The following is a 12,750-nucleotide window of genomic DNA, read 5'->3' on the forward strand; positions in this document are numbered from 1 at the left end:
TTCGCGTCAAAGGTTCCGGGAAAAAAGCGCAAGCAACCTCGTCCAGTGGCGCTCGGCCGAGGACTTGTCGTAAATCGGGCGTTGCGGGAACGCGAAGCCGTGTTCGGTGCCGGCATAGATCTCGACTTCGCCGTTAACGCCGTGCTCCCGGAAGTCCGCAGCGAGCGCATGGACCATCGTCAGCGGCGCCCACTGGTCATGCTCTGCGCACGCGACGTAGATTTCGCCCTTCGCCTTTCGGACCGCAAGGTGCGGGCTGTCGGGTGCATCGGTCATGAGCAGGATTCCGTAGATGGACGCGGCTGCCGCAACGCGATCCGGGTACCTTCCGGCGGCGCTGAGCGCGTACTGTCCGCTCATGCAGTAGCCGAGCGTACCGATCCTGCCTTTCTTCGCCGCCGCTTGCGTGTCGATGAATGCCAGCAATGCGTCGGTGTCGTCCATGACCAGGGGGATGTTGATTGAGCCCATGAGCTGAAACATTCGCGTCAGCCACGGGCCGTCCGGCGTGCGATCGATCGGTCCGAGCTCCATTACTCCCGAACGGTAGTACATGTTCGGCAGCACGACGTAGTATCCGGATGAAGCGAGACGGCGCGCCATGTCGCGCAACTCCTCGCGGATCGCCGGTGAATCCATGTAGAAGAGTATGGGTGGGTGCGGACCACCGCGGTCCGGATGTGCAATGAAAGTGGTGCAGGAGCCGTCCGCAGTCGGGATCTCGACGGTTTGCTCGATCATTTCATGTCCTTCGCCGGGGCTGTGCGCCTGTGTGCTTGCTTGACGACCAACCGCGACGACGCACCGGTAGCGAAGGGCGGCCGTCAGGTCGAACTCTCCAGGATCGATCGCGGTCACCACGGCGCGCGTTGACTGCGCAGATGCACTGACCATCGGCGACGTGCTCGGGAAGACGCGCCGATGGCATTTTACCACCGATGGCATAACGCGATCCGATACCGCGCGGATACGCGCTGCCGGAGAAGGAAGTCCGCATGGCCAGGCTCGTGTTCGGAATGAACCAGTCGCTCGACGGCTACGTCGACCATACGGCCTTTGCGCCCGATCGGACGCTGTTTCGCTACTTCATCGAGGAGGCTCGACAGCAGGCGGGCAGCGTGTACGGTCGGCGGATGTATGAGGTGATGCGTTACTGGGACGACGAGCATCCGGAATGGGATGCGGACGAGCGCGCCTTCGCGGCCGCCTGGCGACAGCAGCCGAAATGGGTCGTCTCGCGCTCACTCCAGTCGGTTGGTCCCAACGCTACGCTTGTCGACGAGAATCTCGAGGGTGCCATTCGCAGATTGAAGGCCGAACGCGACGGCGAGATCGAAGTTGCCGGTCCGCACCTGGCGCAGAGTCTCGGCGAGCTCGGCCTGATCGATGAGTATCGAATCTACCTGCACCCTGTCGCGCTGGGTCACGGCAAGCCGTATTTCGCAGGACCGCGCCCGCGGCTTCGGCTTCTGAGCAATGAGCGAGTTGGCGAGGATGTGATCCGGCTGACCTACGCTCCTGCTTGATCGTAGACTCGACGGCCCGTCCGAGGTCCACGCCGTGGTCAGCCGATGATGCTCTGACAGATGGGGCCGTTCGGCGTGGAAATACAGGCCAAACCGTTGCAGCACTGTCCGATGGCGCACGACTGGCCGGCGGGCACGCACGGCATGATGCACACAGATCCCGACTCGATCGTGATGCATTCGCCTCCGTTGCAGCAGTTGGGGCTCGCCGGGTCGCAATTCTGAGATTCCGGGATGCAGCCCAGCGTCGTGCTGGTCGTCGACGTCGAAGTTGTCGTCGTGGACGTCGAGGTCGTAGTGGTGGTGGTCGTCATGCAGGTGTTCTGATCGCAGAAACTTCCGGGGTCGCACTCGCGGCAGTTGATCTGCGTGCCGCAGCCGTTGTCGATCATGCCGCACTGGGCGCCGAGGGACGCGCACGTTTCGGGCTCGCAGCACACGCCGAACTTGTCCGCCGGTTGCAGGCGGACACATAGATGCGACTGGCAGCTGCGGCTGACGTGGCACATTGCCCCGGCAGGCTTGCCGGCTCCGAGAGCGGAACCGGCAAATGCAATAATACCGCAAGCGATGAATGCGATGACCGGCGATGACTTCATGGCGCCTCTCATGACGGTCGTGGTTCGTACGGACGGCTCGTCAGCATCGGAGATACGGTAAATCTCGCTGCTCGCCAAGATCGTTGCGTTGACAAAATTCCGGTACGGCTCATCTGCGGGGGGCGTACACGCAAACGCAATGCGAGCGACCGCGCATGGCTTGCATTCGATAGCGACGGGCCGCGGCGCGTGCTCGCCGTCGATCACGCGCCGCGTGCAATCTGGCCGAGCCGTCCCGCGCGATAGTCCTCGATTGCCTGCGCGATCTCGCGCTCGGTGTTCATCACGAACGGCCCGTACTGCACGACCGGCTCGCCGAGCGGAGCTCCGCTCAGAAGCAGTGCCTGCGCCGCGACATCGGCGGACATGCGGACCATGTCGCCTTCGCCGAGAAGGGCGAGCTCGCCGTCGTTTACGATGCGATCGCCCACCCGCAATGCGCCTTCGAAAACGTACACGTACGCCGCGTGATCTGCAGGAACCGCTGCTTCGGCGGCGCTGCCCGGCTCGAACGTCCAGTGCAGGAACATGATCGGCGTGCGCGTCTCGATGACGGCCGATGCTCCGAGCGCTTCGCCGGCGATGACGCGCACCCGTGCACGTCCGTCCGGCGTGGCCGCCTCGGGAATCGTCGAGCGAGGGACCTCCTGATATCGCGGCGCCATCATCTTGTCGCGCGCCGGAAGATTGACCCACAGCTGGAAGCCGTGCATCCGGCCGCCGCGCTCACGTAAAGCGCGCGAAGGCATCTCCGAATGCACGATGCCGCGTCCGGCAGTCATCCATTGCACGTCGCCGGCGCCGATCCGTCCGCGGTGGCCGGCGGAGTCCTCGTGCTCCATCTCTCCGTCGAGCACGTAGGTGACGGTCTCGAATCCGCGATGCGGATGATCCGGCGCGCCGACGGCTTTACCGGGCGCGTAATCGACCGGCCCCATCTCGTCGAGCAGCAGAAACGGATCCGCATGCCGGAGCGCCAGCCCCGGGAACGGCCGGCGCACGATGAAGCCGGCGCCTTCGCGCTGCCGGTGAGCCGTGACGACGGAAGTAACTTTTCGATCGGCTACGTCGCCGGCCTGATTCGATTTGAGAGTATTCGATTGCATGTGATCACCTCCGTCATTGCGCGCGTGCGGGCAACGGCCGCGAAGCAGGAACAGACTCCGGCGCTGCGCTGTCCGTCGTGAACAGCGCCCGATAGGCACCTCGGTGCACGTACGCGAGAAACAGCTCGAGCGAAGCGACGACGAGCGCGAGCCCCAGGCCTTCGGGCGCCAGGAAGACGTGGAACGAGACGATGTTCACGATGACCGGCGCCAGCACGACCAGTCCGAGCGGCACGAAGCCGAAAAGCAGAAGGAGGCCGCCGGCAACCTGCGTCGCGAAGATGAGCGGGACCATGTAGCCGGTCGCGAAAAGCGCTCCGAAGAATGCGACGGCACCGTCCGGCATCGGCGGCTGCGGCAGGAAGTGCAGGAAACCGTTCAGACCAAAGACGGTAAAGATGAGCCCCAGAAGCATGCGAGCGGAAGTTGCTGCCTTGTTCATTGATGTTCTCCCTGCGGCCGACGAGTTGGTTGGCGGCCGATATGAGGAGGAGTCTACGATCGTTGCCGGAAGGTGGCTAGACCGCTAGATTCGAACAGACTGTTGCCGATATGCGCACAATCGATCTGAACCAGGTCCGGCTCTTCGTGCGGGTAGTCGACGCGGGAAGCTTCACGGCGGCGGCCCGGGCCGTCGGGCTGCCGAAATCCTCCGTGAGCCGCGCGGTCTCCGCCCTCGAGCGCGAGCTCGGCATCCGCCTGATCCAGCGAACCACCCGGCGAGTGCAGGCGACCGACGCCGGCCGCACATACTACGAGACGGTGTCGCGTGCGCTGTCCGGCATCGACGATGCGAGTGAAGCCGTCGCGGAGCTCAAGGACGTTCCGCGCGGAACGGTGCGCATCACCGCACCGGCCGACAGCGGGCACACTCTGCTTGCGGACACGGTCGTGCGATTCGCGCAGAGCTATCCCGAGGTGCGAATCGACGTGTCACTCACGCAGCGCGTGGTCGAAATGGTCCACGAGGGATTCGACCTTGCCATCCGCATCGGAAAGCTCGCCGACAGCGGTCTGGTTGCTCGCCGCATGGGCTTCGTGCACGCGGGCCTGTTCGCATCGAAGACGTATCTCGAACGAAAGCCCCGTCCTCGCTCGATCGCCGATCTCGCGGAGCACGAATGCATCCTGTTTCGCAGCGCCGGCCCGACGGTATGGGAGCTCGTCGGTCCATCCGGTCCCGAATCGGTCGAAGTACACGGTGCATTGTCCGCCGACGATCATCATATGGTTCGCGACGCAGCGGCCGAAGGGCAGGGGATCGCGCTGCTGCCGATTTTCATGTGCTCCGGCCAGACCGGCGACAGCGACCTCGTGCGCGTGCTGCCCATGCATACGACCGCGGGCGTTCCGATCCATCTCATCCATCCGTCGGCGCACTTCATTCCGAAGCGCGTGACGCTTCTTCGTGATCAGCTTCTGGAGGACATTCCGAGGCTGCTGCGGGTCTGAAGCGGCGACGCATGCGATCCGGCCGGATCGCGGCGTTCGGCCGATTCCCGCATCCATTGACGTACTGCTTCGATGTCGCGCGGTACCATACGGGCCGCGGCCAGCATGCACACCGTGAGTAGAAGGTTGAGCGCAGGAATCACGTACATCGCGCGGCGCAGGCCGTCGCCCTTGAACGCTTCGAGCGCGGGGCCGCTGGTCGCGGAAACGCCCGCGGCTGCGGCTGCCGCCAGCATGTAGTGATCGCTCAGGCGGCCCATGACGATGGGGCCGAGCGAAGCCCCGAGCAGATACATGGCGAAGAAGTACGTGGCCATCGCCATGCCGCGCAGCGACGGCTCGACCAGATCCTGGATCGTCGAGTACGTCGTCGAGTAGTAAACGTACATCGCCGCGACGCCGAGGGTCATCGGGAATGCGAAGCCCATCGGGCTCGACGGTGGCGCATCGATGGCGACGTACGTCAGCGGCGCCGCGACGAGGAATGCCATCGCAGAAAGGGTCATGCGCCCTCCCGGCCACCGTCTGGTGAGCCGATCGGCGAGCATTCCGCCGAAGATCAATCCGGGAATGCCCGAAAGGCCGAAGACGAACATCGAATAGTAGCCGGCCTCGGCGATATTCACGTGATGGTAGCGGATCAGCAGCGGCGCGATGAACGAACCGATGGCGTACATGTTGAAGTTGTGGAGCGCACCCGAGAGCACGATCGGCCACATGCTCGGGATCGACAGCACCAGCCTGATCGGCGAGCCGGCGCGCACGACCTCACCGATGTCATGCGCTTCGGCAGCGCCGCGCGCGGGCTCGTGGATCAGGGCAAGCGCTGCAATCGAGCACAGGACCCCCGGCGCGGACGCGAGAAAGAAAGCTGCCTGCCAGCCCCAGGTCTTCGCGATGTACCCGCCGGCAAGAAAGCTTGCGGCGATCCCGAGCGGGAGACCGAGCATGTAGATGGAAAGAGCCCGGGAACGTTCGTGGGCTGGAAACAGATCGCCGATCAGCGACGCCGCCGCCGGTGCGCACGATGCCTCACCGAGGCCTACTCCAAGGCGCACGACGAACAATTGTGTGAAGCTCGTGCAGATGCCCGAAGCCGCAGTGAGCAGGCTCCATGCGAACACTCCGCCGGCGAGGATGTGCGTGCGTCGCAGCTTGTCCGCCAGCCGTCCGAACGGGAGGCCGACGACCGCGTAGATCAGCGTAAATGCCGTGCCGAGAGTGCCGAGCGCGGTGTCGCTCAGCTGCCACTGTTTTCGGATGTCTTCACCGACCGCTCCGAGGATCTGGCGGTCGACGAAGTTCATCAGGTTGATCGCGAACAGGACCGCGAGCGCGACCTGGGCTCGTCTGCGGAGCATCGGCACGCGCCAGTTTCGAGTTCGTCGCGGTGACAAGCAAATTCGAGTGCAGGCGACGATGTGCGAGAAATCGTCCGGCGGCTATGGCGTGAACTCGCGTTTCTGCGATGGGTCCACGAGACCGTTCGCTCGATGCGGAGCCGCTGAGATCCTTCCGTGAAGAACGCCGTTGCACAGGTTCGAGTCCCCGAGCGATTTCCTCTCAGCTCTCGGCACTGAGCTCGACCGGTTGGTCTCGCCGGACGGCGTCCGTGCCGATGCCGCGCCGACCCTTCTCTGTGAAGTGGATAACAAAAATTGCGCAGACGAACGTGCGGCTGCGACGATTGCCTGCGCTACCACGGAAGAATCTCCGTACTTCTTCTGGCCGTAGTCGTTCCCGAATGACAGGGTCGCAGCCCCGAACTTCCATGCACGGAGGGGAACAATGAGCCGACAGTTACGAAGCCCTATCGTTCGAGGATGCAGCGTTGTCGTGACCAGCCTGCTGCGGTGCTGCCTGATCTGCGTTCTGGTCGCATCTGCGCAAATCGAAAACGCCTGTGCCGAGACGATACTTTCCGAGTCGTTTGAGAATGGCGTCCTGGACTCGCGCATCAGCGTGCAGACGGTTGGAACGTTTAGAAACGCACCCGGAATCGAGCCGGTCACCCAGCTCGGCAGCGCGCACGCTTTCGGCTTCGGACGTTCGAACTGCGGAGCCAGCTGCTTTCAGTTTCACTCGACCGCGCTTCACATCGTTTTCCCCGAACCGGTGTACGTGTCGTCGATTTCGTTCAAGGAGATGGAGCTCTACGAAAACTGGGGTTCGGGCGGAAATGTGGCAGTCGATGGGGTTGCGCTCGAGAACTCCTATCTGGGGCGCCAACCGTATAACGATCGCCAACCCGACTCCGCGCCTCGCCAACACGATCTTCCGGTAGGAAAGCCCGTGAAAGAGATCGTCATCTACGTCGGCGACATCACCAATCTCAGCGAGGTCTTTCTCGACGATCTCAGGATCAACTCGGAAGCCGAAACCGTCTTCGACGCAGACTTCACCACCAATGCGATTTCGGTCATCGGCGGAACGGCGAGTGTTGTCGGGAATTTCGTCTTCGATTTTCGCCCGGAACGCACGGATGACCACTGGGCGTTCAAATCTCACGGCGCGTCGTTCACGATCACGTTTCCTCTTCAGGCTCCCGGGAATCTGCTCCTGCAGTTCGAGCATCTGACGTCGCTGCTGGCAGGCGCCACCAATGACGGGTTCTCGCCGATCGATGTCCTCGTAAACAATCAGCCATTTCTCGACGATTACGACCCTGGAGTTGCCCACGGTGGAAACAAGGGGTTTGTTTCCGACCAGTTCCTCGTGCCAGCTGGTTTGCTGGCAAGCGGTACGAACCAGATCACGGTAGCGATCCAGGATGCTGCGGAGAGTCAGTACTGGATCAGGCACATGCGGGCCGAGTCGGGCATCGGAGTCGTCACGCCTGCGCCTCTGGTGCCGGATGACCAACTCGAAGGTGAGGGGCTCGGCGGGTCGATCGCGCTCTCGGACGATTACCTCGTTATTGGTGCGCCGGCGACCAACGGCAACAAAGCAGGCAGAGTGCGACTCTTCGCACGCTCCGGCGACGGATACGTCGAACAGAGCCAGACCGGTCCTGTTCCGATTCCTTTCCAGGATCCCGACGATCCTGCTGCCGAGCTTAACTTCGGAGAGTCGGTAGCCGTCTCCGGACGGACGATCATCGTCGGTGCACCGGCCGATGTTGCGGTGAACGGCAGCAAGAAGGCCTTCGGCAGCGCGTCCGTCTTCTTTTTCGACGGCACGTCCTGGGTGCACCAGGGAAAGTTCCTCGACTTCGACAACGACTGCAAGAGTTTCGGTACCAGCGTCGCGATCAACGGCGATGACGTCGTGGTCGGTGCTCCGGGGGGAGCCTGCGCACGCGTCTTCGAACGAACGGGAACCACGTGGGCTCCAAAAGCGTTGTTGCGTGCCGGAAGCCCGAGCGGTCGATTCGGACAGAGCGTGGGCATTTCCGAAGGATCGATATTGATCGGCGCACCGGGAGCGGCCGGCTCAGGCCATCACTGCATGACGCAGGGTTCGGTCTACGCGTATCGCAAGTCCGGATCCGATTGGATTCTGGATACGACTATTGTCGAGCCCTCGGACACCGGTGGTGGAGCATGTTTCGGCACTGCCGTTGCGATCGATGGTGCGACGGGCGTGGTTGGTACGCCGGGAGACGACGGCGGAGCCGAGGATGCGGGAGCTGCCTATGTAATCCAGCACCAGGCCGGTCACTGGTTTGCTCAAACCAAGCTACTCGCTTTTCCCACCCCGGCCGCCGGCGACGGTTTTGGTGGCGCGGTCGACACGAGGCTGGGGTTGGTCCTGGTCGGTTCTCCCGGCGCCGCAGCTTACCTTTTCCAGTTTCAGCCGGAGGCCGCTTCTCTCTCCTTGAGAAGTCCGAACAAGTCGCTGTGGCCGCCTCGTGGCCTGTATCTTCCGCCGCCCGAATTCCCGCCCAGCGTCAGCAAGTTCGCATTCTCGGTCGCCGTGGCGTCGGGCCTGACGGCCGTCGGTGCCCCGGCGACGCGCATTGATGAGCTGAGCGAGGCCGGCGCTGCTTTTCCGGACGACTCCGCTCCCAAGCCCACGATCGTGTGCGGCGATGGCACAGTCGAGCTCGGGGAAGGATGCGATGACGGCGACGTGAGCTGGAGCCAGGGCCAGCCCTGCGATGAGCAGTGCCATGCGCTGAAGTGCGGCGATACGAATGACTCCGGAACGCTCACGTCGGCGGACGCGTATTTCGCACTGCGCGTCGCGTCCGGGTCATCGACATGCGCCCGGTCGGTTTGTGACGTGACCAGGGACTTGCAGATCACGAGCGTGGACGCGCTCAAAATCCTCAGAGCCGCCGTCGCGTTGGAGGGTGAGCTTTCCTGTTCATGATACGCGTTCCGGAGTAGGCGAGGCTGGTATCGGGGGACGGATCTCGTCAGCCAGCACACGTCAGGTCGACGGCCAGACCAACCGCATTGCGAAGCACGGCCAGAGCATCCGTCGCCGTGATGCTGCCGTCCGAGTTCACGTCGCAGACGCGCTCGTCGCAGCTCGCACCGCCGACCGATGCCTTGAGGGTGAAAAGAGCGTCGGACACCGTCGCACCGGCTACGAGCGGAGTCAGCGGCTCACCGCACGGGACCCGGCGGCAATCGTCCAGACAATACTGGCCGGCCTGGAAGCCGGTACTGCCGTCGTCGCACTGCTCGCCGCCGTCGATGACATGGTTTCCACAAAGCGGAGCGTCACACGCGGGAAATGCATACGCTTCGTATCCCCAGCACATGACCGAGCCGTCGTCGCGAACACCGCAGGTCACGGCGAAGTCGCTCGAGAGCTCCACGAATGAGCCGGACGGCGGACTGGCCTGTCCATAGTCGTCGGCGCCCCAGCACGAGACGCTGCCGTTCGGCCGGATGCCGCACGCATGGCCTCCGCCCGACGCGATCTGCAAAAACGATCCGGACGGAGGATCGGCCTGGCCGTAGTGATTGTTACCCCAGCAGTCCACGCTGCCGTTGTCGCGGATGCCGCACGTAAAACCGTTGCCAGCCGCGAGCTGTACGAAATTGCCCGGAGGCGCAGTCGCCTCGCCGCTGTTGTTGCTGCCCCAGCATTCGGCGCTGCCGTCCACGCGGATCGCGCAGTCGTGAGTCTCTCCCGTCGACAGGTGCTCGAACTTTCCCGCGGTCGGCACCGGTTTGCCGTCGGGAAGCTGTCCCCAGCATTCGATGCTTTTGTCCTCGCGGATGCCGCACGAATGGTCGCCGTTGGCCGACACCTCGCGAAACGCTGAGCCCGGCGGGCTTGCCTGGCCGTAGTCGTCGGATCCCCAACAGATCGCATCGGTGCCGGACAATCCGCAGACGTGGAAGGAACCCGATGAGATCCGGTCGAACATCGCAGCAGGAATCGCCAGTCCGTACGGAGTCGGTCCCCAGCAATCGACAAGGCCGTTCTCCCGCCGCACACACCAGCGCACTGCGCCGACGGTCACCTCGCGCGCAACTCCGGTCGGCAGCGCCGCGCCGCCTTGACGGTTCGTGCCCCAGCAGGAGACCAACCCGCTCTCCAGAAGGCCGCAGCTGTAGGCAAAACCGCCGGAGGCGCCGATGAAACCATCACGCGTCGGCGGCGTTGCCTGTCCCCAGTCCGAATTGCCCCAGCAGATGACGTGACCATCGCTGCGCACGCCACACGCATGCCCCCAACCTGTCGTGACCTGCGTAAATGGTCCGTCGGGAGGAGACGTCGAACCATAGTTGTCGTAGCCCCAGCATTCGATTTCGCCATCCTCGCGCAGCCCGCACGAAAGGCCCCAGCTCACGGAGATCTCAACGAATTTGCCCGGAGGCGCGTCGAGGTCACCCGCGAATCCATCACCCCAGCATTGTACGGTGCCGTCCTGTCGAAGCGCGCACGCGTGGCGATCGCCGGAGTCGACCTTCGTGAACGTTCCCGTCGGCTCGTCCTGCAGTCCGTATGCGTTCGCCCCCCAGCACCGCAGCGTTCCGTCTGTACGAACACCGCAGCTGAAGTCGGTGCCGGCAGAAAGCTGGATGAACCTGCCGCTCGGCGCCGCGGCCTGGCCTGCGAGATTGCTTCCCCAGCACGACACGCTGCCATCGGCCGCGATGGCGCACGTATGGTCCTGGCCGGCGCTGAGGTCGACAAACGGCCCGGATGGCGGTTCGGACTGCCCGAAAGCATTGTTTCCCCAGCAGACGGCGTCACCTGCCGCGGTGAGACCGCAGGTGTGACCACCGCCGACCGAGATTTTCTCGAATGCACACGAAATCGCTCCGGCATCGGACGCGGCTCCGCACAAGATGGCGAAGAGCACGAAGGCGGACCAACACTGACGGCGCGCGCTGGGGAGGAACATCGCTCTGGCGCGCCTCGTGTCACGCCGTAGCTGTTCTCGCAAGCTCCGTCAGATCGGGTGCGTGTGCGCCCAGGCCGTTTCCATCAGGAACAGCTCGCGGGTGCCGGAGGCGACGGCAGAATGCCGTTTTCTGTCATGCCCAGGAGAAGCTGGCTGTGCTATCGTGCGAGATAGCTCACCAATACGCGTCATTCCCGGGAAGGAAGGCATTCATGGATAGCCATACACACGTGCTGCTCGCGTCGCGCCTGCTCGAGATTTGCGGCGCCCGCAAGTCGCTATGCATCGTAAGTCTCTTCCCGCAAATCGACCGGTCACCGCCGACGCTGCATCGCATGTATGCGCATACGGTGTTCAAGACGAGGGAGTTGACGGAAATCGGTCTGCTCGTGTTGAGCGATCGTGGCACCGAGACTGCGTCGGCGCGCTTCAGCAACGCTTTTGCCGTCCGGCGCTTCGGCGAAGAAGGCGGGCGGATGCTCTCTTATCTCGCGCAGCAGTCGTGGGACGGCGCTTCCGCTCTGTCCGAGCTCGAGCGCGATGCGGCATTGATGGCGTACGTGTCGCACCTTTATCTCGATACCTACAACCAGCCGACCCAGCCTTTTTCGCCGGAATCCGTGTATTGCTCCGGACAGTGGAAATTGTGGAAGGAGCTCGGCGACTTCCGGCTCGAGCTCTACACCACGCCGGCCATCGACGAGCTGCGCGAGGAACTCTTCCACCAGGCCTTCTGGAAAGACGCGCCCCGAATTTTCCCCGCCATTCTGACGCAGGCAATGCTGATCAGGATGTGCGCCTTCAGCCTGGAGCAGATCCCTGCCGCGCTGGTGGTGTCCGGAATGAAGGCGCTGAAATTCGAACCCGGCATGCAAGGCGAAACGAAGGCGGCGTGCCAGTTCCTCGAGGAGTTCGAAAACAGCTTGTTCAATCTGCACATCAAACATCTGGGCGTGGGCGCCAGCGTGCATGTGGCTAGCCCGGCCTCGAACGTTTATGCCGCCTGACTTTCCTCACGAGGTCGCAGGCTACGCATGCCCGCTGATCAATCCGCCGGCGCAGCGGCACCTTTTTCGGAACAAGATCCACAATCTGCAGCTGGCGATCGGTCGCATGCAAGGCTTTGTGCTGCTGCCTGGCGAAGAGTTTTCATTCTGGCGCATGGCCCTGGAACCCGTCGCAGAAAACGGCTACCGCGAAGGTGCGATGTTCATCAACCATCGCGTCACGACCTCGATGGGCGGCGGCCTGTGCCAGCTCTCGGGATTGATCTACAACCTGGCATTGCTGTCGGGCTGCGAGATTACCGAGCGCTTCAACCACAGCATCGACGCCTACGGAGAAAACCGCTACATCCCGCTCGGACGCGACGCCACCGTTGCGTACGACAGGAAAAATCTGCGATTCCGGAATCCGTACGCCTTTGCGCTCCGATTGCATCTGGCTGTAAACGAGCAACTGGCGAGCGGCAGCGTGCGGGCAGAGCAAAGTCTGCCGCATGCGATTTCGATCGAAGCGGAACTGATGGAAGAGCTGCCGTCGCCGCTCGAGCGCGTGCCGGATAGCTCGCTCCTGCCTGGCGAAGAGAAAATCGAAAAAGGGCTGTCGGGGAAAATCGTGCAGGCCTGGCGCGTCACAACCGGTTCCGGCGAAATACGCAAGGAGTTGCTGTCGCGCGACCAATATCATGCGACGCCGACGTTGTTGCGGCATCATACCGGCAGCTGACAGACCGCAGCGCAAAAAGGCGCGTCGGA

General features: G+C 63.3%; 11 protein-coding genes. 5 read left to right on the forward strand and 6 right to left on the reverse strand.

Going from position 1 to position 12,750, the window contains the following annotated elements:
• Positions 1 to 6 precede the first annotated feature (6 nt).
• Positions 7 to 741 (reverse strand): dienelactone hydrolase family protein, encoded by a 735-nt coding sequence (locus VN634_11325; GenBank protein HXC51468.1) that lies wholly within the window; start codon positions 739 to 741, stop codon positions 7 to 9.
• Between the two features lie 275 nt (positions 742 to 1,016).
• Here VN634_11325 and VN634_11330 point away from each other — a divergent pair, with 275 nt between their 5' ends.
• On the forward strand, positions 1,017 to 1,526 hold the full coding sequence (locus tag VN634_11330) for a dihydrofolate reductase family protein (GenBank protein ID HXC51469.1): 510 nt from the start codon (positions 1,017 to 1,019) through the stop codon (positions 1,524 to 1,526).
• Between the two features lie 38 nt (positions 1,527 to 1,564).
• On the opposite strand, the gene VN634_11335 is transcribed toward VN634_11330, so the two are convergent.
• The 3 genes from VN634_11335 to VN634_11345 form a co-directional block, all read right to left on the reverse strand.
• Entirely contained in the window at positions 1,565 to 2,125 is a 561-nt protein-coding gene (locus VN634_11335) for a hypothetical protein (GenBank protein ID HXC51470.1), read from the reverse strand.
• A 203-nt stretch (positions 2,126 to 2,328) separates the two neighbouring features.
• A complete protein-coding gene (locus tag VN634_11340; protein ID HXC51471.1) occupies positions 2,329 to 3,231 on the reverse strand; it encodes a pirin family protein in 903 nt (300 codons plus the stop codon).
• 13 nt (positions 3,232 to 3,244) lie between these two features.
• Entirely contained in the window at positions 3,245 to 3,673 is a 429-nt protein-coding gene (locus tag VN634_11345) for a hypothetical protein (GenBank protein HXC51472.1), read from the reverse strand.
• Positions 3,674 to 3,783: 110 nt separating this feature from the next.
• On the opposite strand from VN634_11345, the gene VN634_11350 reads away from it, so the two are divergent.
• A complete protein-coding gene (locus VN634_11350; protein HXC51473.1) occupies positions 3,784 to 4,683 on the forward strand; it encodes a LysR family transcriptional regulator in 900 nt (299 codons plus the stop codon).
• Here the strand turns inward: VN634_11350 and VN634_11355 are convergent.
• Positions 4,644 to 6,044, reverse strand: coding sequence for an MFS transporter (locus VN634_11355; GenBank protein ID HXC51474.1), 1,401 nt, complete (start codon positions 6,042 to 6,044; stop codon positions 4,644 to 4,646). The two genes, VN634_11350 and VN634_11355, sit on opposite strands and share 40 nt — an antisense overlap.
• A gap of 931 nt (positions 6,045 to 6,975) precedes the next feature.
• Between VN634_11355 and VN634_11360 the strand changes: the two genes are divergently transcribed.
• Positions 6,976 to 8,997 (forward strand): hypothetical protein, encoded by a 2,022-nt coding sequence (locus tag VN634_11360; GenBank protein HXC51475.1) that lies wholly within the window; start codon positions 6,976 to 6,978, stop codon positions 8,995 to 8,997.
• 46 nt (positions 8,998 to 9,043) lie between these two features.
• On the opposite strand, the gene VN634_11365 is transcribed toward VN634_11360, so the two are convergent.
• Positions 9,044 to 10,951, reverse strand: a complete 1,908-nt coding sequence (locus VN634_11365; protein ID HXC51476.1) for a hypothetical protein — start codon at positions 10,949 to 10,951, stop codon at positions 9,044 to 9,046.
• 254 nt (positions 10,952 to 11,205) lie between these two features.
• Between VN634_11365 and VN634_11370 the strand changes: the two genes are divergently transcribed.
• Entirely contained in the window at positions 11,206 to 12,000 is a 795-nt protein-coding gene (locus VN634_11370) for a hypothetical protein (GenBank protein HXC51477.1), read from the forward strand.
• A complete protein-coding gene (locus VN634_11375; GenBank protein ID HXC51478.1) occupies positions 11,990 to 12,721 on the forward strand; it encodes a VanW family protein in 732 nt (243 codons plus the stop codon). The genes VN634_11370 and VN634_11375 overlap by 11 nt, the downstream gene beginning before the upstream one ends.
• Positions 12,722 to 12,750 lie beyond the last annotated feature (29 nt).

The sequence above is a fragment of the Candidatus Limnocylindrales bacterium genome (assembly GCA_035571835.1).
Taxonomy (GTDB): domain Bacteria; phylum Desulfobacterota; class Binatia; order UBA1149; family CAITLU01; genus DATNBU01.

Excerpts from the sequence above, each read along its gene's own strand:
- VN634_11325 (HXC51468.1), bottom strand. The coding sequence starts at position 741 with ATGATCGAGCAAACCGTCGAGATCCCGACTGCGGACGGCTCCTGCACC.
- VN634_11330 (HXC51469.1), top strand. The coding sequence starts at position 1,017 with ATGAACCAGTCGCTCGACGGCTACGTCGACCATACGGCCTTTGCGCCC.
- VN634_11335 (HXC51470.1), bottom strand. The coding sequence starts at position 2,125 with ATGAAGTCATCGCCGGTCATCGCATTCATCGCTTGCGGTATTATTGCA.
- VN634_11340 (HXC51471.1), bottom strand. The coding sequence starts at position 3,231 with ATGCAATCGAATACTCTCAAATCGAATCAGGCCGGCGACGTAGCCGAT.
- VN634_11345 (HXC51472.1), bottom strand. The coding sequence starts at position 3,673 with ATGAACAAGGCAGCAACTTCCGCTCGCATGCTTCTGGGGCTCATCTTT.
- VN634_11350 (HXC51473.1), top strand. The coding sequence starts at position 3,784 with ATGCGCACAATCGATCTGAACCAGGTCCGGCTCTTCGTGCGGGTAGTC.
- VN634_11355 (HXC51474.1), bottom strand. The coding sequence starts at position 6,044 with ATGCTCCGCAGACGAGCCCAGGTCGCGCTCGCGGTCCTGTTCGCGATC.
- VN634_11370 (HXC51477.1), top strand. The coding sequence starts at position 11,206 with ATGGATAGCCATACACACGTGCTGCTCGCGTCGCGCCTGCTCGAGATT.
- VN634_11375 (HXC51478.1), top strand. The coding sequence starts at position 11,990 with ATGCCGCCTGACTTTCCTCACGAGGTCGCAGGCTACGCATGCCCGCTG.